15 protein-coding genes are annotated in these 17,490 nt (G+C 54.3%); 8 read left to right on the forward strand and 7 right to left on the reverse strand.

The annotated features are described in order from the left end of the window. Positions 1–20: 20 nt before the first annotated feature. Positions 21–1,007, reverse strand: a complete 987-nt coding sequence (locus tag NYE26_RS00580; RefSeq protein ID WP_339253153.1) for a cation diffusion facilitator family transporter — start codon at positions 1,005–1,007, stop codon at positions 21–23. A gap of 261 nt (positions 1,008–1,268) precedes the next feature. Here NYE26_RS00580 and NYE26_RS00585 point away from each other — a divergent pair, with 261 nt between their 5' ends. Further along, positions 1,269–3,605 (forward strand): heavy metal translocating P-type ATPase, encoded by a 2,337-nt coding sequence (locus NYE26_RS00585; RefSeq protein WP_339253154.1) that lies wholly within the window; start codon positions 1,269–1,271, stop codon positions 3,603–3,605. Positions 3,606–3,822: 217 nt separating this feature from the next. Next, complete coding sequence (locus NYE26_RS00590; protein WP_209877369.1) at positions 3,823–5,817, forward strand: methyl-accepting chemotaxis protein; 1,995 nt, start codon at positions 3,823–3,825, stop codon at positions 5,815–5,817. A gap of 91 nt (positions 5,818–5,908) precedes the next feature. Here the strand turns inward: NYE26_RS00590 and NYE26_RS00595 are convergent, their stop codons facing one another. The 3 genes from NYE26_RS00595 to NYE26_RS00605 form a co-directional block, all read right to left on the reverse strand. Beyond that, the gene (locus NYE26_RS00595) at positions 5,909–6,871 is read right to left on the reverse strand and encodes an L-lactate dehydrogenase (protein WP_339253155.1); all 963 of its coding nucleotides are present in this window, start codon (positions 6,869–6,871) and stop codon (positions 5,909–5,911) included. 271 nt (positions 6,872–7,142) lie between these two features. Beyond that, positions 7,143–7,649, reverse strand: coding sequence for a cytochrome c biogenesis protein CcdC (locus tag NYE26_RS00600; RefSeq protein WP_036732774.1), 507 nt, complete (start codon positions 7,647–7,649; stop codon positions 7,143–7,145). A gap of 201 nt (positions 7,650–7,850) precedes the next feature. Continuing rightward, positions 7,851–8,111 carry a GlsB/YeaQ/YmgE family stress response membrane protein gene (locus NYE26_RS00605; protein WP_036732764.1) on the reverse strand — a complete coding sequence of 87 codons (261 nt, stop codon included), beginning with the start codon at positions 8,109–8,111 and terminating at the stop codon, positions 7,851–7,853. Positions 8,112–8,368: 257 nt separating this feature from the next. Here NYE26_RS00605 and NYE26_RS00610 point away from each other — a divergent pair, with 257 nt between their 5' ends. Next, complete coding sequence (locus tag NYE26_RS00610; RefSeq protein ID WP_339253157.1) at positions 8,369–9,421, forward strand: lactonase family protein; 1,053 nt, start codon at positions 8,369–8,371, stop codon at positions 9,419–9,421. A gap of 98 nt (positions 9,422–9,519) precedes the next feature. On the opposite strand, the gene NYE26_RS00615 is transcribed toward NYE26_RS00610, so the two are convergent. Beyond that, positions 9,520–11,847 carry an alpha/beta hydrolase gene (locus tag NYE26_RS00615; protein WP_339253159.1) on the reverse strand — a complete coding sequence of 776 codons (2,328 nt, stop codon included), beginning with the start codon at positions 11,845–11,847 and terminating at the stop codon, positions 9,520–9,522. 407 nt (positions 11,848–12,254) lie between these two features. Here NYE26_RS00615 and NYE26_RS00620 point away from each other — a divergent pair, with 407 nt between their 5' ends. The 4 genes from NYE26_RS00620 to NYE26_RS00635 all read left to right on the forward strand — a co-directional run bounded on the left by NYE26_RS00620 (position 12,255) and on the right by NYE26_RS00635 (position 15,698). Next, positions 12,255–13,376 (forward strand): sulfate ABC transporter substrate-binding protein, encoded by a 1,122-nt coding sequence (locus NYE26_RS00620; protein ID WP_036732757.1) that lies wholly within the window; start codon positions 12,255–12,257, stop codon positions 13,374–13,376. A 111-nt stretch (positions 13,377–13,487) separates the two neighbouring features. After that, positions 13,488–14,339: a sulfate ABC transporter permease subunit CysT gene (cysT, locus tag NYE26_RS00625; protein ID WP_339253162.1), complete on the forward strand. Its 852-nt coding sequence runs from the start codon at positions 13,488–13,490 to the stop codon at positions 14,337–14,339. A gap of 173 nt (positions 14,340–14,512) precedes the next feature. Then, complete coding sequence (gene cysW, locus NYE26_RS00630) at positions 14,513–15,376, forward strand: sulfate ABC transporter permease subunit CysW (RefSeq protein WP_339253164.1); 864 nt, start codon at positions 14,513–14,515, stop codon at positions 15,374–15,376. Between the two features lie 100 nt (positions 15,377–15,476). Beyond that, positions 15,477–15,698, forward strand: a complete 222-nt coding sequence (locus tag NYE26_RS00635) for a YezD family protein (RefSeq protein ID WP_036732753.1) — start codon at positions 15,477–15,479, stop codon at positions 15,696–15,698. A 275-nt stretch (positions 15,699–15,973) separates the two neighbouring features. Here the strand turns inward: NYE26_RS00635 and NYE26_RS00640 are convergent, their stop codons facing one another. Together NYE26_RS00640 and NYE26_RS00645 are read right to left on the reverse strand one after the other, a co-directional pair. After that, positions 15,974–16,441 (reverse strand): VOC family protein, encoded by a 468-nt coding sequence (locus NYE26_RS00640; RefSeq protein WP_036732749.1) that lies wholly within the window; start codon positions 16,439–16,441, stop codon positions 15,974–15,976. Positions 16,442–16,484: 43 nt separating this feature from the next. Next, positions 16,485–16,793, reverse strand: a complete 309-nt coding sequence (locus NYE26_RS00645) for a hypothetical protein (protein ID WP_036732747.1) — start codon at positions 16,791–16,793, stop codon at positions 16,485–16,487. Positions 16,794–17,021: 228 nt separating this feature from the next. Here NYE26_RS00645 and NYE26_RS00650 point away from each other — a divergent pair, with 228 nt between their 5' ends. Continuing rightward, on the forward strand, positions 17,022–17,435 hold the full coding sequence (locus NYE26_RS00650; protein ID WP_036732745.1) for a GNAT family N-acetyltransferase: 414 nt from the start codon (positions 17,022–17,024) through the stop codon (positions 17,433–17,435). Positions 17,436–17,490: the final 55 nt, after the last annotated feature.

Here is a 17,490-nt window from a genome sequence, read left to right on the forward strand (position 1 = left end):
ACCCGCTTACCACCTCTTCCTCAGACCGGAAGATCACCGTGCTTCACAGCAGAATTCTCAATCTGCAGTGTGGAGTGCTGGATGCCGAAATTCTCTTCCACTAATTTAAGTGCCTGCTGCAGCACCTGTTCTGTATTCACCCCGTCTTTGATCAGCAGATGACCGCTGAGAGCATCCAGGCCGGAGGTGATGGTCCAGATATGCAGGTCATGCACATCCTGAACCCCTTCAATTTGAAGTAGCGCCTTTTCGACCTCTTCGGCATTTACGCTAAGCGGAGTTCCTTCCATAAGGATATGGAAGGCCTGCTTGATGACACCCCAGGCGCTGCGCAGGATGAGCAGGGCGACCAGCACACTGATGATAGGGTCTGCCACATACCAGGAGAACAGGTTCATAATCAGACCAGCCGCCAGCGCGCCGACGGAGCCGAGAGCATCGCTGATTACATGCAGGTAAGCGCTGCGGATATTGATATTGTCTTTAGCCCCGCTTTTGCGCATCAGTGACCAGGCGCTGACGAGGTTGGCCAGCAGTCCGACACTGGCAATCAGCATCATCGTTCCGCTGGCTACCACCGGAGGGGCGGAGAAGCGTTGGAAGGCTTCATACATAATGAATCCGGAGATTACAAACAGGGTCACCCCGTTGAACAAAGCCGCCATAATCTCAAACCGGTGGAAGCCGTAGGAGTTCTTGGAGGATGCCGGTTTCACCGCGATAATCATGGCCACAAGGCTAAGGGCAAGGGAGGCGGTATCGCTGAGCATATGCCCCGAGTCGGACAAGAGAGCCAGGCTCCCGGTGAACAGGCCGCCGAAGAATTCAAGGAACATAATACCGCCGGTGATAATTAAGGCGATCAGCAGGCCTTTCTTATTATCCGGTGCGTGGGAATGCGCATGTGAATGGGAGTGGGAGTGGGAATGCGAATGCCCGCCAGCGTGCGAATGAGTGTGTGTTCCAGCATGCGAATGAGTGTGTGAATCGGTTTTGGAATTGTTCATTAGATAGGACCTCTTTTCAGTTAACATATGAATGATTGCTCATATGTTAATATTATGGCCAGCTCAGACAAATTACAAGCTTTTTTATATAGATGAAGAATAGTTTGTCCAAAATAACTCCATCGGCATCCAGATTCTTCACAGTACATAATTAGCCACAATCTGTGGGCTGAATGCATTGACACTGCATGATTCAGGGGAATATAATAGGTGTAAGTTAACATATGAACAAATACTCATATATAGGGACGATCAAGGGAGATGAGTCATTTGAGTACGGTAGAAGACAATGTGAAGCGCAAGTGGGTCCTGGATGGGCTGGACTGCGCGAACTGCGCTATGAAAATCGAGAATAAGGTTAAGAAGATTGAAGGCGTGTCCTCCTGCTCCGTCAACTTCGCGACGAAGACCATGACACTGGAGACAACAGCTGCTGCTGCAGATGAGATCGCGAAGCAGGCTGAGCATACGGTAACCAAGCTGGAGCCGCATGTGAAGCCGCGTGCGGTTCGTGCTTCGCGTGCGGTCAAGAAGCCGTTGTCTGCGGAGGGGGCAGCTCAGGTACGCGGCGTAGCGGTTCAAGGACAGGGTCATGTTCATACCCACGTCGAACCGCACGGTCATGAGCATGCCCATGGAGAAGGACATTCCCATGAAGAGGGGCACCCGCATTCACATGCTGCTGAGCATAGCCACGGCCAGGAGGATTCACATGGCCACGGACACAGCCATGAGCATGGGGAGGGCGATACGCGCCGCATCCTGATGCGGCTGGGCGGCGGTGCCATTCTGGCTGCGGCCGGGATGTTCCTGCCGGTCAGCGGGATCACCGAGCTGCTGATCTTCCTGGCAGCTTATCTGATTGTCGGCGGAGAGGTCGTCCTCGCCGCTGCCCGGAATATTGTAAGGGGCCAGGTGTTCGATGAGAACTTCCTGATGGCCCTTGCGACCATCGGCGCCTTCGCCATCGGCGAATATCCCGAAGGCGTTGCGGTTATGCTCTTCTATCAGGTAGGTGAGCTGTTCCAGGGAATGGCGGTGAACCGTTCACGCCGTTCGATCACAGCGCTGATGGATATCCGGCCGGAGTTCGCCTATCTGAAGGAAGGCAGTAATCTGCGGAAAGTGTCCCCCGAAGAGGTTAGAGTAGGAGACAGCATCGTAGTTAAGCCCGGTGAGAAGGTTCCGCTGGACGGGATTATTCTGGAGGGCAACGCGATGATGGATACCTCGGCACTGACCGGAGAATCCGTTCCCCGTTCTACTCAACCGGGCAGCGAGGTACTCAGCGGATTCATTAACCGCAATGGTGTGATTACCATTGAAGTGACCAAGGACTTCGGTGAATCGGCAGTCTCGCAGATTCTGGAGCTGGTCCAGAATGCTACGAATAACAAAGCAAAGACAGAGAATTTCATCACCAAATTCGCCCGTGCCTATACGCCGGTCGTAGTCATAACAGCGCTGCTGCTGGCCGTGATTCCGCCGCTGATTCTGAGCGGAGCCACCTTCTCCGACTGGATCTACCGTGCACTGGTCTTCCTCGTTATCTCTTGCCCTTGTGCGCTTGTCGTGTCGATTCCCCTCGGGTTCTTCGGCGGGATCGGTGCCGCATCGAAGAACGGGATTCTGGTGAAGGGCAGCAACTATCTGGAAGCCTTGAATGATGTGAAGATCGTTGTGTTCGATAAGACAGGAACCTTGACCAAAGGCCAGTTCACGGTAACCGGCAATGTTCCGGCGGAAGGCTTCACAGAGCAGGAGCTGCTGCGGGTAGCGGCTTATGCGGAGAGCCACTCCGGCCATCCGATTGCGGAATCCATCCGTGCAGCCTATGGCGAAGCTATTCCGGGTGAAGCCATTACCGGCTATAACGAAATTTCCGGCCACGGCATCGCAGTTACCGTGGAGGGGAAGGCAGTGCTGGCCGGGAATGCGCGGCTGATGGAGCGTGAAGGGATTGCCAGCGTAACTCCGCAGGAGTACGGGACGATCGTTCATATTGCTGTAGATAAGCGCTACGCAGGCTATCTCGTCATTGCAGATGAAGTGAAGGATGATTCTCTTAAGGCGATTCAGGCTCTGAATGCATTGGGAATCCGCAAGACGGTTATGCTGACGGGTGACGCCGCTCCGGTAGCCGAGTCTGTCGGCAGACAGCTGGGCATTCAGGAGATTCATGCTGAGCTGCTGCCGGGAGATAAGGTCGCAGCGATTGAACAGCTGGAGCGGGAAAAGGGACCGAAGGAGAAGATCATTTTTGTCGGGGACGGGATTAATGATACTCCGGTGCTGGCCAGAGCGGATGTCGGGATTGCCATGGGCGGACTTGGCTCGGATGCGGCCATTGAGGCAGCGGATATTGTAATCATGACGGATGAGCCTTCCAAAATCGCTTCCGCCATCGGGATCGCCAAACGGACGCGGACCATTGTCTGGCAGAACATTGCTTTTGCGCTGGGAGTCAAAGCGGTCTTCCTGCTGCTGGGAGCGTTCGGAATTGCCACGATGTGGGAGGCCGTATTCTCAGATGTCGGAGTTACTGTACTCGCTGTACTGAACAGCATGCGCGCCTTACAGCCGCCGAAATCGGTATAATCGTGTAAGATGAATCGATAATGAAATAATTATGAAAAGTATAAGCCTTAATGATCCTAATTTTTGGGTCTTAAGGCTTATTTTTATTGTATGTATTATGCTTTTTGTCTATTTATGCCGATATATCAATATATATATTTACAGCATATGGAAGACCAGAATGGGTTTCTAGGGGGATTTTGCGGTGAATGAGGGAAGTGTACGGTCAAAATTGAAAATGAATGCAAAGAACGGAAAATCATTATCGCTGCAAAGCAAGTATTCGCTTGTTATTTTGGCAATTGCTATTGTACCTCTGCTCGGCGTCACGATTTTTTTCATGCAGTACTTCGGGGGTGTCACCAGAGACGACAGCGAGGAGCTCGCCCAGAATATTCTGGAGATGAACACTACACGCATCGTAGAGTGGCTGAATACGCGGACATCTGCGGTCCAGGAGCTGATTGCGCAGCATCCTGAATTCGATACCTCAAGACCGGATACTATTTTTCCTGTGGTCAAGGTACTCGAAGAGAGCGATACTCAGTCCGAAGGCTACAGCGTCATTAACAAGCAGGGCATTCTGGCCAATTCCCTTAAGCTTACGGCGGATGTGGGCCAATCGGCATATTTCCTGCAGGCCAAGGAGAGTCTTGCTCCGGCGGTAGCGGAGATGTCTTATCTGGAACAGCTCAGTAAATATATTATCCCGGTATTCGTTCCGGTCGTGGACAAGGACAAGCAGTTTGGCGGCGGTATCGCCTTCTCGGTGACACCGGACATTCTGATGGAGATGGGCAAAAACATCCACGTGGGCGATACCGGCTACGGATATGTGATCTCTGGCAAGGGTGATTATTACGCCTACTCCGAGACCGAGCGGATCGGCAAGAATATCGCGGATTACGCGAAGACCACAGAGATGAAGCAGGCCGTAGAGCATATTCTCGGCAAGGAAGCAGGCTCGGAAGTTTATAAGGGAGAGGACGGCAAGCAGGTGATTACCTATTTCCGTACCGTTCCGGGCACAGACTGGAAGCTGCTGATTACGGTTCCCAAAAGCGAGATTACCGCCAAAGTCACCTCAGCCCAGCGGATATCCACATTGTTCATTGCAATCATCATTCTGGCGGTCGTTGCCTTGGCCTTGTCTCTGACCCGTCTGATTGTGAAGCCGATTGTGGCGATCTCCGGGGTGATGAAGAAAGTAGCGGACGGCCATCTCAGCGAACGGGTGACCGTGCGCTCGGGTGATGAGATCGGCCAGATGAGCCAGAGCATTAATGATATGATCGGATCATTGTCCGGCATTGTCGGCAAAATCGATGCTACCGTGGCGCAGGTTGCTATCTCGGCAGAAAGCGTGCTGAAATACGCCAGTCAGACCTCGAATACATCGGCAGAGATTGAGACGGTCGTCCAGGAAGTCGCCCAGGGCATGGGCGAGCAGTTCAAGGGCTCGGAGCAGGCGGCCAGAGCTACGGAGGAGATGGCGATCGGGCTGCAGCGGATTGCGGAATCCTCCGTTAATGTGTCCGACCAGGCAGAGACAGTCAGCACTGAGGTCGAGAACGGATACGTGGAGATTCAATCCACACTTAAGCAGATGACTGTCATCAGCGGCGCTGCGGAGGAGACCTCGGCTCTGATCAGCAATCTGAGCGGGCAATCCGAACAAATTGGCCAGATTGTTGACGTAATCTCCGAAATCTCCAATCAGACGGGGCTGTTATCGCTCAATGCGTCGATTGAAGCGGCCAGAGCAGGCGAGCACGGGCGCGGGTTCGGCGTGGTGGCGAATGAAGTGAAGAAGCTGGCGGAGCGCACGAACAGCGCCATTGTGAACATTGTGGAGCTGATCCGTCAGATTCAGGAATCCACCAGAGCGGCCGAGGTCTCTATGGAGAAGAGCATTGCTGAGATCGGAGACGGGATGGGTAAAATGCAGAATGTAGGCACCTCCTTCGACCATATCCGCTCGTCCATCCGTGAGGTATCGGTTCAGATCCAGGACGTCTCTGCCGTCAACGAGCAGATGTCTGCCGGGACAGAGGAGATTACGGCCTCCATCTCCGATATGCTGATTATTGCCAGAGATTCTGCCGAGAGCGCCGAGATGGTGGCGGAGGCTTCCACCGAGCAGCGGAATCTGATGGGCCAGGTTGTCACCTCAGCCGAATCCCTCAACCAGCTGATGAGCGAATTGCGCAGCGAGATCGAGAAGTTTCAATAATATCAGGTAAAATCATCGCAAACACCCCTCTGCCCCACAGGTTACTGTGTGAAGCAGAGGGGTGTTTGCGGTATAGGCTGTGCTGTTCAGCTTAGTGCTGCTCCTCCAGCGTGAGGCTATCAATTCCCGCGCGGATGATATTGCAGGAGTCGGTGAATTTAGCCATCTCTGTATCGCTGAGGTTCAGCTCCAGCAATTCCTGAATACCGCTGCTGCCGATAATGGCCGGAACTCCGGCGCATACGCCGCTTTGTCCGTATTCCCCGTCCAGGATGGCGGAGACAGCGATGATTTTGTGCTCGTCATTCAGAATGGAGCGGGTGATATAAGCGAGGGCACTGCCGATCCCGAAGTGAGTCGAGCCCTTGCGCGTAAAAATCTCCCACCCGGCATCCTTCGTCTTGCGGGCGATATCCATAAGGTCCAGGCTGCTGAAGCGCTCGCGGTGCTGCTCCATAATCTGCAGAATCGGCTTGCCGCCGATTGTCACATGGGACCAGGCTACGAACTGCGACTCCCCGTGTTCGCCAAGGGCGTAGCCGTTAACGCTGCGCGGATCAATCGTGAACACCTCCGACAACAGTGTCTTCAGCCGGGAGGAGTCGATGGAGGTGCCTGTGCCGATTACCCGGTGCCGTGGCAGGCCGGAGATCTGCCAGACCATATAAGTTACAATATCTACAGGGTTCGCAGCGACGACGAAGATCCCATCGAAGCCGCCCGCCATAATCTCGGTGATGATCTCCCGGGTAATTACAGCGGTGGCATCCAGTACATCCAGCCGGGTCTGCCCCGCCTTGGGATTAGCGCCTGCCGTCAGAATGACGACATCCATCCCCGCACAGTCACTGGCGGTGCCGGCATAGACCTTGGTGCGTGTTCCGGTGAAGTCCATGCAGTGCGAGAGATCAAGCGCTTGTGCCATGGCGCGGTCGTAGGTGCGGTCGATCATCATGATCTCATCGCATATGGCTTGATTCACCATGGAATAGGCAACGCTTGAGCCGACCATGCCGGAGCCGACGATTGCCACTTTTCTCGATTTACTTTTCAATTGCCCAGTCCCCACTCTCTACAAGTATGGTACTATTCTAACTGATCTCATCGCAAGTTACCTGACATCGCACCGAAAATGCCCGCTGCACCCGTCCGTTATTTGGCCATAATTCACATGAAAGGTTAGAGTATCAGGGTTCTTATGAATTATAATATGCAGCTGATGGGCATTTGGGAAGACAGAAGGAAAGGGTGTTCCCGGCAGTCCTCCCTAAGGCTGCCGGGGACACCCCCTTGTACATAATTATATAATCCATCCCGGCCTCACCCTAGACCCGGGGCTGCGGAATCTGCGGCTCGGCAGGCAGCATTCCGGTATAGTGCTTATACATGAACAGTCTCCAGTGGAGGATCATGCCGAAGGCCAGAATGAAGAATAATCCGCCGGACTGCGGAACAGAGACATACCGGTTGATGAACTCATGGAGCAGGGTGCGGACCAGCAGCAGTCCAAGCAGAATGAAGGCGAAGCTCTTGGAGCGTTGGGCATAGATCAGCCCTTCACGTTCTTCGAACCGCGTACTGCGGATTAGCGGGTAGGCAAAAATAAACCAGCCGACCAGGAAAGCCGCTACCGCCCACCACCAGGGGAAGCGCACTTCCGGTACGACGAACATGGCGAAGCCGGTGGACATGCCAAGCGGCGGAATCCATATTTTGCGGATGGTTACCGGGCGGGCGCTGGCCTTCATGCGGATAAAAATCACCATCAGCGCCATGAATACTGCTCCCAGCGTGGAGCCCACATGCAGAAGTGAGGGGTTGATGTTACCCATAATTCACGTTCCTCCTCTGTGATTTCGGTCACTATTTACTTCATTATAGCAGATAATGAACGGATTTCATTAATGATGCGCAGCCTGCCTCATGCGGGTGATCTGCCTGAAGCACACAGCAAACCCGCCAGAGTCTAACCCCGGCGGGTCTGCTTGCTAAGTATAGTACAGCAGCTTCGTTAAAGCATGCTGCCATAGAGCTTAAGAACGGCTACGTCCGCCAACCGAACGCAGAATCAGGCTTACAATAAAGATCAGAACCACAGCACCGATCAGTGAAGGGAAGACATAGTAGTCGCTGATCTTAGGTCCCCAGCTTCCCAGCAGCATGCCGCCGAGCCATGAACCGAGAATACCAGCGATAATGTTGCCGATAATTCCGCCTGGAATGTCTCTACCCATAATCAACCCGGCCAGCCAACCAATTACGCCACCAACAATCAACATCCATAGTAAACTCATTAACTCTCAGCTCCTTTTGTGTTTGTTGTCTTCGATGGTTACTATTAACCTTATGCACAGCGTTTAAACCAGTGTTAAATTTTGCCGGCACACATTTATTTAGTATTCCAGTCTGTCCAAATTTATGCTGTTTAACCCTGATAACGCAGTGGGTACATAAAGATGTTATAGTGAATTTATGGTTCACCCGCTGAGTGAGTATAGGGGTGTACAGGGTATATAAGCTTATATACTATACAAACAAAGGAGCCGCTGCCATGCACCAGCCTAATGAAGTATTATTCTATATTGGAACGTACAACAGAGAGGAGAAAGAGGCCATCCTGCTCGGTGCGCTGGATAAGGAGACCGGAGAAATGAGAGTTATGGGCGGTACCCGGGGGATCCTGAATCCTTCCTATCTGGCGGTTAATGCGGCGCAGACGGTATTATATGCAGTGAGTGAGCAGGATGAGGGTGAGGTTCATGCCTACTCCATTGATCCCGGCAGCAAAGCGCTTCATCCGCTGGGCAGCAGAGTGACCGGGGGCGGCGCGCCCTGCTATGTCTCGGTGGCTCCGAAGGGAGATTACATAGCCGTGTCTAACTATACGGGAGGGAATGTCAACGTGTTCCCGCTGAAAGAGGACGGGTCATTACAGGAGATGTCCTCCCAGGTGAAGCATGAGGGCTCGGGAATCCGCAGCGACCGTCAGGATGCCCCCCATCCCCATTCCGTGATTCCGGACAAGACGGGGGATCATGTGCTGGTCTGTGATCTCGGTCTCGACCAGATCGTGTTCTATCGTGTGGAGGACGGGAAGCTGGTCACTCACCGGGAGGTAGAGCTTCCTCCAGGCTCAGGACCGCGCCATCTGGCGGTTCATCCTTCGCGGCAATGGATCTATCTGGTTAATGAACTGAACAATACGGTTACCCTGTTCGCCAATGATGAGCCTCAGGGCAATCTGAAGATCCTGCAGAGTATCAGCAGTCTCCCGGAGCATTATACCGCCGGAAGTGATGATACGGCTGCAGATATCCATGTATCACCATGCGGACGCTACCTCTACGTATCCAACCGTGGGCATGACAGCATCGCACTGTTCCATATTGATAAGGCTACGGGTCTGCTGGAAGCGGAGGACTGGGTGACTTCCGGGGGACGGACACCGCGTAACTTCGCTCTGATCGGCGGCATGCTGCTCGCTGCTAACCAGAACAGCGGCAATATTGCCTCCTTCCGCATAGACAGTGAGACCGGACGGCTGATCCCTACCGGCAATGAGCTGGAAGTGCCGGCGCCTGTCTGCCTTGTAGCCCTGGATTAACCTGCACAACGACCCTGTGCAGGAACAGCAAAGCCCCCTGTCCGCAGTATGGCGGACAGGGGGCGATTTTGGCTTTTTATAGATAGAATGATGTCCGGTTAATACACTCCTGTCAGCGGGTCCTCCCGCTCATAGAAGCCGATGTCATCCAGCATAATCTTGTCTTCTGTCCCTTGCAGATAAAAGGTGATGTCTGTCAGACTATCCGGATCAAGCTCGGGCTCTTCCTCAAGGAACAGCTCGAAGGGCAGCTTGTACGTCTGGTAGACGGCTTCCGAGAGGTTGCCGAATTTGCCGTCACTGATCCGCTCCTCCAGCCATGGACTAAGCGTAAACTCAGTCTGCGGCAGCGGCAGAATATCCATCACTTCGTCCAGGGGAATTCTTGCAGAGGTGTCCTTACTGTCGGTCAGCTCCACCTCTACCTCCGGGGAGAGTTCTGCCTCCGGCAGCGGCTTGGAATCTCCATCCTCGTTAGGACCGGAATTATGATTCGCCAGGGAGAAGGTCAGTCCCTCTACGGCAGGGGATTCCGCAAGCGTCTGAGTCAGCGTGTCGCTAAGCCTAATGCTGTAAGCGGCCTCGGCATCCGTATGCTCCTGATCCGGGCTGCTGCTGCGCTCCAGCAGAATACCGTAAGAGGGCTTGTTGTTCCGTTCGCGGTCCTTCGCGGCCTCTTCGCTCCAGTGAAGCCCCGTAGTAGTAGAGACGGTCCCGCCTTGGACGGCGTCTCGGTTGCGGTCTTCATCATAGTCCGCCACCGTGATATAGGCCCCGCTCTGGAAGCGGTTATAGTAGGCGGTATCCGGCAGCCACCGGGCACCGCTGCGGTAATCGCGGAACAATTGCCGGTACTCGCTCCTCCCGTGCAGCGTGGTCTCCAGGAAGGCAGAGACATAGACCTTGGCGATTCTCCTCTGCCCCTCCCCGTCCATGATCCGGGAGCGCTTCAGGAACAGGCCGGTAGGCAGCGTCTGGTCATATAGCCCCCAGTCCGTATTGAACTGGCTGTGATTAGCGTCGGCAATATAGAGCGAGCTTTTGAAGCCAGGGGTATTGCCGGTGTAGGAAGAGCGCATATATTGACGGTCCCCGTAGAAATCATGTACATCGCCGTCACGGGCGCCCTGGAGTGTCAGATAGCTCACATCGGTTAGACGGGCCTGCTTGCTGTCGATCATTTTATCCGTAGGTGCCAGGGCAATGACCGAAGTAATATGGAACTGTTGAATAGCGTCCAGAACCGGATCACTGCCGAACCAGCGCGCCGCATCCGCAGCCATGGCTACGGCCTGCCCGCCGCGGCTGTGGCCAAGCAGTGCAACAGAGTCATAATCAACCTTCTGGTAAAAGGGAGTGCCGGGCTGCTCCGCGAAGCTGCCGATCTGCTGCAGATGCTTCAGAATCATCCAGGTCCGCGCCTTGAAGTCGTTGTCCGGAATACCCGACCAGGCAGAATAATTCAGGAAATTCTCATCCAGGGTGACCGCGATGAAGCCCCGGCTGGCCAGTAATTCACCAAGATAGGCATAGCCGTCCTCGGAGAAGTCCTCCATCATATGGTTGCCATGGACCATGAGCACCAGCGGATAAGGCCCGTCCCCATCCGGCATCCACACTCTGGCATTCAGCGGGAGGGAAGCGGGATCGAACCCCCAGAACAGGGTCCGCAGCACGGGCCAGGAAGAGATATATTCGGTAGCATCCACGGAAGCAGAGGCTAGCAGGACATCCTTGCCATACGCCTTGCGCTGCAGATCCTTGCCGCTGCCGTAGGTGAAGCTGTGGAACGTGTAGTCTCCCGGCTGGGCGGGATCATCCGCAGTTATGGGAAGTACCTGTCCGTCCGCCGCCAGACTCTGAAGCGAGGGTACAGGTACCGGGCCGCTTCCCGTCCCATAGCCATAGGCCAGTGCGAAGGGGGAGAGGAAGAGTGCCGCTGCCAGCAGACCACCGGTGAACATTCTCCGGGTCCGCAGCAGACCGGCCGCAAGTCCCCCTATCCCGCAGGCCAAGGCTGCGATACAGGCGACAACGGCTGCAGCTCCAAGCTCCAGATCGGAAAAATACAGGATCAGCCATACAGCCCCATAGGTGCTGAGCAAAGAGCCTGCGAACAGATGCGGACAGCGGAGTCCGGTTAGGGAGAGCAGCACAGCCAGCAGATTGCCGGCCAGCGCCATAACTAGCGTCCCCGCGCCGGCTGCCAGCATAATATCCGCTGCGCTTCCGAGTCCGGTAGGAATACCCATAATAACTATAGAAAAAGCCAGAATGCATAGCGTCCACGGGCCGCTGAGCGCAGTCCTCCATAAAGTAGTATCATACCTGTACGTCTCCAGGATACGTCTGCCCAGTTCTCTGAATACACGCCTGTGCAGCCATGGTCCCTGCGGCGCGGGACCATACTCCAAATCCATTCCCATGATTATTTCCCCCGGTGTAAGCGGCAATAATAGAAACTGCGATGCCGTTTCTATTTATATGAATTCGCTCTATTTTCGCTCAATAAGATGTAGCAATGATATTACTTTGGGGCAACAATAACAAGTGGGTCTTACAGGAACGGGCGCCACTTCCTGCCCCGGGTCCAGCGATCGCCGTCTTTCATTCAAAGTGAAAAAAAGGTTTGACAGCGCGGGAAGCGTTCAGTATTATATCTGTATAACCTACTAAATGGGTAGGAATAATCAAATAAGTTCTTACCGTACAGACGGAGGAACGCCTGCTTCAGGCTCGCAGATACGTGTCTATAAGACCGGTTTGACTTGCCGCAAGCGGGCTTTCCTGCGTCTATTGCTTGTTACAAGACTATTATGGGGGAGTGGTTGGGATGACAAAAGGGATCAAGAAGGGGCTTCTCGCCGGGGTTGCATTGATATTGACGGCAGGGCTTACGGCTTGCGGGAACAGTAATGCAGGGAATAGTGCGGGTGCAGGAACAGCGGCCCCGGCAGCAACAGAAGCGGCTGCGAATGCATCTTCAGCACCGGAAGCCACCCAAACACAGGCCAAAGATCCGGTGGAGCTGCTGAATGTATCCTACGATCCGACGCGTGAGCTGTATGAGAACTATAACAAGGCCTTCGCCGCCTACTGGGAGAAGGAGACCGGCCAGAAGGTAACCGTTAAGCAATCGCATGGCGGATCGGGCAAGCAGAGCCGGGCTGTGCTGGATGGCCTGGAGGCGGATGTCGTTACGCTGGCGCTCGGGTATGACATTGATGCGCTTCAGGAGGCCGGCTTGATTGGCGCGGACTGGCAGAGTAAATATGAGCATAACAGCTCCCCATATACCTCCACCATCGTCTTTCTGGTCCGCAAAGGCAACCCGAAGGGCATCAAGGATTGGCCGGATCTGCTTAAGGACGGCGTAGAGGTCATCACCCCTAACCCCAAGACCTCCGGCGGTGCCCGCTGGAACTACCTGGCTGCCTGGGGCTATGCGCTGGACCACAATAATAATGATGAAGCCAAGGCTCAGGAATTCGTGCAAAAGCTGTTCAAGAATGTACCGGTCCTGGACACCGGAGCACGCGGCTCAACCACTACCTTCGTGGAACGCGGCATCGGAGATGTGTTGATCGCCTGGGAGAATGAGGCTTATCTGTCCATCAAGGAGCTGGGTCCGGATAAATTCGAGATTGTGAATCCGTCAGAGAGTATTCTGGCTGAGCCGCCGGTTGCTGTGGTGGATAAGGTCGTCGATAAAAGAGGAACGCGTGAGGTAGCAGATGCCTATCTGAAATATCTCTACACCGAGGAAGGCCAGAAGATTGCTGCCGAGAACTATTACCGTCCGACACTGGATAGCGTAAAGGCCGAGTTCAAGGATCAATTCCCGGAGATCAAGCTGTTCACCCTGGCGGATAAATTCGGAACCTGGAAGGAGACGCAGGCGAAGCACTTCAATGACGGTGGGATTTTCGACAAAATCTACGTACCGGGCAGCTGACAGCGGAGTTCGTGAACGATGATGAAGAAGCGGAAAGACCATACTGACAGGCGGAATTCCGCCAGAGGCTGATCGGCCATATGCCGAAGGCAGGAAAGGATGAATGGGCAGATGAATGTCACGACCAAAGCTGCTGCAAGGACGGTATCAAGGCGCAGGCTGCTGCCGGGGTTCGGGATTACGATGGGATTCAGCGTGCTGTATCTGAGTCTTGTGGTCCTGCTGCCGCTGTCCGCACTGCTCTTTAATTCAACGGGGCTGAGCTGGGCGAAATTCTGGGATGTGGCTACGGATGCCCGCGTCTTGGCCTCCTACCGTGTCAGTCTGAGTACGGCGGGCGCTGCGGCCCTGATCAATGTTTTTCTGGGACTGCTGCTGGCCTGGGTGCTGGTGCGGTATGAATTCCCCGGCAAAAGAATCTTCGATGCCCTGATCGACCTGCCGTTCGCGCTCCCTACAGCCGTGGCGGGCGTATCGCTGACCGCCCTCTATTCCCAGAACGGCTGGATCGGCTCCCTGCTGACGCCGCTCGGCTTCAAGGTTGCCTTCACGCCGCTGGGCATCACGCTGGCGCTGATGTTCATCGGCATTCCCTTTGTCGTCCGCACGGTGCAGCCGGTGCTGGAGGATCTGGACAGGGACATGGAGGAAGCCGCTGCTACGCTGGGGGCAGGCCGCGGGCGCACCTTCCTGCGGATTGTCCTGCCCGAGCTGCTCCCGCCGCTGCTTACGGGCTTCGCCCTGGCGTTCGCCCGGGGCATCGGCGAGTACGGCTCTGTCGTGTTTATCTCCGGCAATATGCCGATGCGCACAGAGATCGCCCCGCTGCTGATCATGTCCAAGCTGGAGCAGTTCGATTACGCCGGAGCCACCGCCGTGGCCCTGATTCTGCTGCTGCTCTCCTTCCTGATGCTGCTGGTCATCAACAGCCTTCAGCACTGGGCGCGGAGGAGCTCGCGATAAGAGAGAACGGGTATGCTTCATAAAACTTAAGCATATGCTTCCGAAGCGAGTTTTGTTAGGAGCGGATTCAGGATGCATATACTAACAAAACTTAAGCATATGCTTCCGAAGCGAGTTTTGTTAGGAACGGATTCAGGATGCATATACCAACAAAACTTTTAGGAGGAATAAATATGGCCGGTACGGTTCCCCTGCATGTCCCCGGGCCGCGTACAGGCGCGTCATCGCCTTCTACGACGGAGTCACAAGCGGTGAAATGGGTGCTCATCTCCCTGGCGGGACTGGTCCTGCTCTGGCTGATTGCGCTGCCGCTGATTATTGTGCTGGTGGAGTCGCTGAAGCGGGGGCTGGATGTCTACTGGGCCGCATTGACCGACCCGGATGCCGCCTCGGCGCTGAAGCTGACGCTGCTGGTCGCCGCCATTACGGTTCCGCTGAATACGGTCTTTGGGGTAACGGCGGCGTGGGCGGTAACCAAGTTCCGTTTTCGCGGCAAGGGCTTTCTGGTGACGCTGATCGATCTGCCTTTTGCCGTATCACCGGTGATTGGCGGGCTGATCTTCATTCTGGTGTTCGGCTCGCACGGCTGGTTCGGCCCCTGGTTAAGCGAACATGATATCAAAATCGTCTTCGCCCTGCCGGGCATCGTGCTGGCTACGCTGTTTATCACGTTCCCGTTCGTCGCCCGCGAGCTGATTCCCCTGATGGAGGAGCAGGGCACACAGGAGGAGGAGGCTGCCATTACGCTCGGTGCGCACGGGTGGCAGATCTTCTGGCGCGTAACGCTGCCGAATATCAAGTGGGGCCTGCTCTATGGCATTATTCTCTGTAATGCACGGGCCATGGGTGAGTTCGGGGCCGTCTCGGTGGTGTCCGGGCATATTCGCGGGGAGACGAATACGTTGCCGCTGCATGTCGAAATTTTGTACAACGAATATCAGTTCTCGGCATCCTTCGCGGTGGCTTCTCTGCTGCTCCTGCTGGCACTGGTGACGATGGTTGTAAAAAGCCTGCTTGTACGCAAAAATGCTCATTGACAGCTATTGGGTGCCGTGCTAAGTTAATTCATAGTATACAAGTTGGTAATAACGGAATTTAGGCAGAGTTATTCTCTAACCGGGAAAGGGAGGCTTGCGAATGGCTAAACCACTGAAGGTGGATGAGGTATGGCTTGCGCGGATAACGGAACTGCTCGACGATATGGAATTCGGCTCCTTGCACATCGTAGTGCATGAAGGCCAAATCGTACAGATGGAGCGCACGGAGCGCAAACGTTTCGAGAACAGCACAGCAAATTCACGTGGTAGTGGAGAGACCGGAAGCCGGCGGACCGATACCCGTGCAGGGGGACGAGGATAATACAGAAAGACCTTCGATTGGGCAACCAATGGAAGGTCTTTCTTGTAGTATAGGAAATTATGATTTTCTTCTGTTGTGAATAAGTGGCGCGCAGGCGTGTGGCTCAAATGTATGGGGAAAACAGCATACATTGTGCTCACATGCAGACGCGTGGCCCGAATGTATGCGGAAAACAGCATACAGTTGCTGGCACGCAGGCATGTGGCCCGAATGTATGCAGAAAACAGTATACATGTCGGTTTCCCTGCACGTTTCTCCCGGCACAGCTGCTGGAACTAATCGCTGGACTTCCTGCACAGCTCCTCCCACTCCTCAAAAGACAGCTTGCTTGTGATCGTCTTCAACCCCTGAGGGACTTCGATATGACACATCAGCTCCAGAGAGTTGCCGTCCGGATCATTGAAGTAAACCGAGGCATTGCCTTGATGGGGGCGGATAAAAGGCTCAACCGTGCTTCTGCTGCCGAAAGGAACCGGGTCAATCTGTAGGGAACGCAGCCAGGCGAGCGATTGCTTCAGATCCTCATAAGTGACTTCGAAGGCAATATGCCTCAGGGAAGGGTGATAAGGGGTCTGAACCTCCGGCCCTTCCCATAATCCGATCCAGCTCCGCCCCTCTGTAATCCAGAAGAACGCGGTGTCCTCATCGCGCCAGGCGAATTTCAGTCCCAGCCTTTTATAGAATTCAATAGATGCTTCCAGATTAGAAACGGGTAAATGGGCTTCGTATAATCCTTTAATCATAGTTGGTAGTCTACTCCTTGTTCACAGATTAATGTGTTGACTATCAGTATCGTGGATTGCGCCGTGATCCGCTCAGCCCTTCTACGAGCAGAATAATAGCGGTAATGGCATGCATCACCCAGCCGACAAAAGGAATCAGGGCAACCACCGAGGTGACCACGCCCACTGCATTCCCGATAATCGGACCGCGCTCTCTCAGCAGAATGATTATGGCTACAGCATGCAGGAGAAAAGCGATTCCTAGCGGCGCCCAGGCATTTGCCACCACAAAGCTTCCCCCGATAATCGGCAGCGCCAGAAAAGCCTCATAAGCGAAAGTTCCCCATTTAAACAGTTTCCCTGTAGGAGACATAATTACTTCACCAACCTTCCAAAATAGTAGTGTTGCTTGTCTATCCACAGTTTACCCAAGGACACGGGGTAAGAATAACCTGCCCGCCCGCAGAGAGCAAGTGCTGTGTTTTGAGTTATTGTACGCCGGAGGAGGCGGGGCGTTTCAATTTTGAACAAATACATATATATTGGTATCAGTATAGCAGGCGGGTTATGCTTGCAGATTGCAGTAAATAGGAGGAGTAGCATGACAAATTCAGCACAGCTGGAGATCCGGCAGGAGCTGCCCCCGGTAGAGGATTATCTCGCACTGCGGCAGGAAGCCGGGCTTAGCCCGATGAGCATAGAGGGGGCGGCAGTCGGACTGCCTAATTCTGCTTTTGCAGTTACTGTGTATGCAGGCGAGCAACTGGTGGGAATGGGCAGGGTTATTGGGGACGGGGGATGTTTTTTTCAAGTGACGGATATAGCAGTGAAGCCTTCCTTCCAGGGACGGGGTCTCGGAAAAATCATCATGGGGGAAATCCGCGCATTCCTGGACAGTGTGCCGGAGAAGGCATATATCAGTCTCATTGCTGACGGGGAAGCGGCCAAGCTGTATGCCAAATACGGATTCGAGCCGGTAATGCCTGCTTCACAGGGAATGTTCCTGCGGCGATAAATCGTGTGAATTCGTGTAATGCTAAAGGATAGCAGATTAGGAAAGTGAGGCAGCG

The organism is Paenibacillus sp. FSL P2-0136 (assembly GCF_037975325.1).
Classification (GTDB): domain Bacteria; phylum Bacillota; class Bacilli; order Paenibacillales; family Paenibacillaceae; genus Paenibacillus_AQ; species Paenibacillus_AQ silagei.

Coding starts and splice junctions, on each gene's coding strand:
- NYE26_RS00585 (WP_339253154.1), top strand. CDS start 1,269: ATGAGTCATTTGAGTACGGTAGAAGACAATGTGAAGCGCAAGTGGGTC.
- NYE26_RS00640 (WP_036732749.1), bottom strand. CDS start 16,441: ATGATTAAAGGATTATACGAAGCCCATTTACCCGTTTCTAATCTGGAA.
- cysW (WP_339253164.1), top strand. CDS start 14,513: ATGGCCGGTACGGTTCCCCTGCATGTCCCCGGGCCGCGTACAGGCGCG.
- cysT (WP_339253162.1), top strand. CDS start 13,488: ATGAATGTCACGACCAAAGCTGCTGCAAGGACGGTATCAAGGCGCAGG.
- NYE26_RS00590 (WP_209877369.1), top strand. CDS start 3,823: ATGAATGCAAAGAACGGAAAATCATTATCGCTGCAAAGCAAGTATTCG.
- NYE26_RS00610 (WP_339253157.1), top strand. CDS start 8,369: ATGCACCAGCCTAATGAAGTATTATTCTATATTGGAACGTACAACAGA.
- NYE26_RS00600 (WP_036732774.1), bottom strand. CDS start 7,649: ATGGGTAACATCAACCCCTCACTTCTGCATGTGGGCTCCACGCTGGGA.
- NYE26_RS00645 (WP_036732747.1), bottom strand. CDS start 16,793: ATGTCTCCTACAGGGAAACTGTTTAAATGGGGAACTTTCGCTTATGAG.
- NYE26_RS00650 (WP_036732745.1), top strand. CDS start 17,022: ATGACAAATTCAGCACAGCTGGAGATCCGGCAGGAGCTGCCCCCGGTA.
- NYE26_RS00615 (WP_339253159.1), bottom strand. CDS start 11,847: ATGGGAATGGATTTGGAGTATGGTCCCGCGCCGCAGGGACCATGGCTG.
- NYE26_RS00620 (WP_036732757.1), top strand. CDS start 12,255: ATGACAAAAGGGATCAAGAAGGGGCTTCTCGCCGGGGTTGCATTGATA.
- NYE26_RS00635 (WP_036732753.1), top strand. CDS start 15,477: ATGGCTAAACCACTGAAGGTGGATGAGGTATGGCTTGCGCGGATAACG.
- NYE26_RS00580 (WP_339253153.1), bottom strand. CDS start 1,007: ATGAACAATTCCAAAACCGATTCACACACTCATTCGCATGCTGGAACA.
- NYE26_RS00605 (WP_036732764.1), bottom strand. CDS start 8,111: ATGAGTTTACTATGGATGTTGATTGTTGGTGGCGTAATTGGTTGGCTG.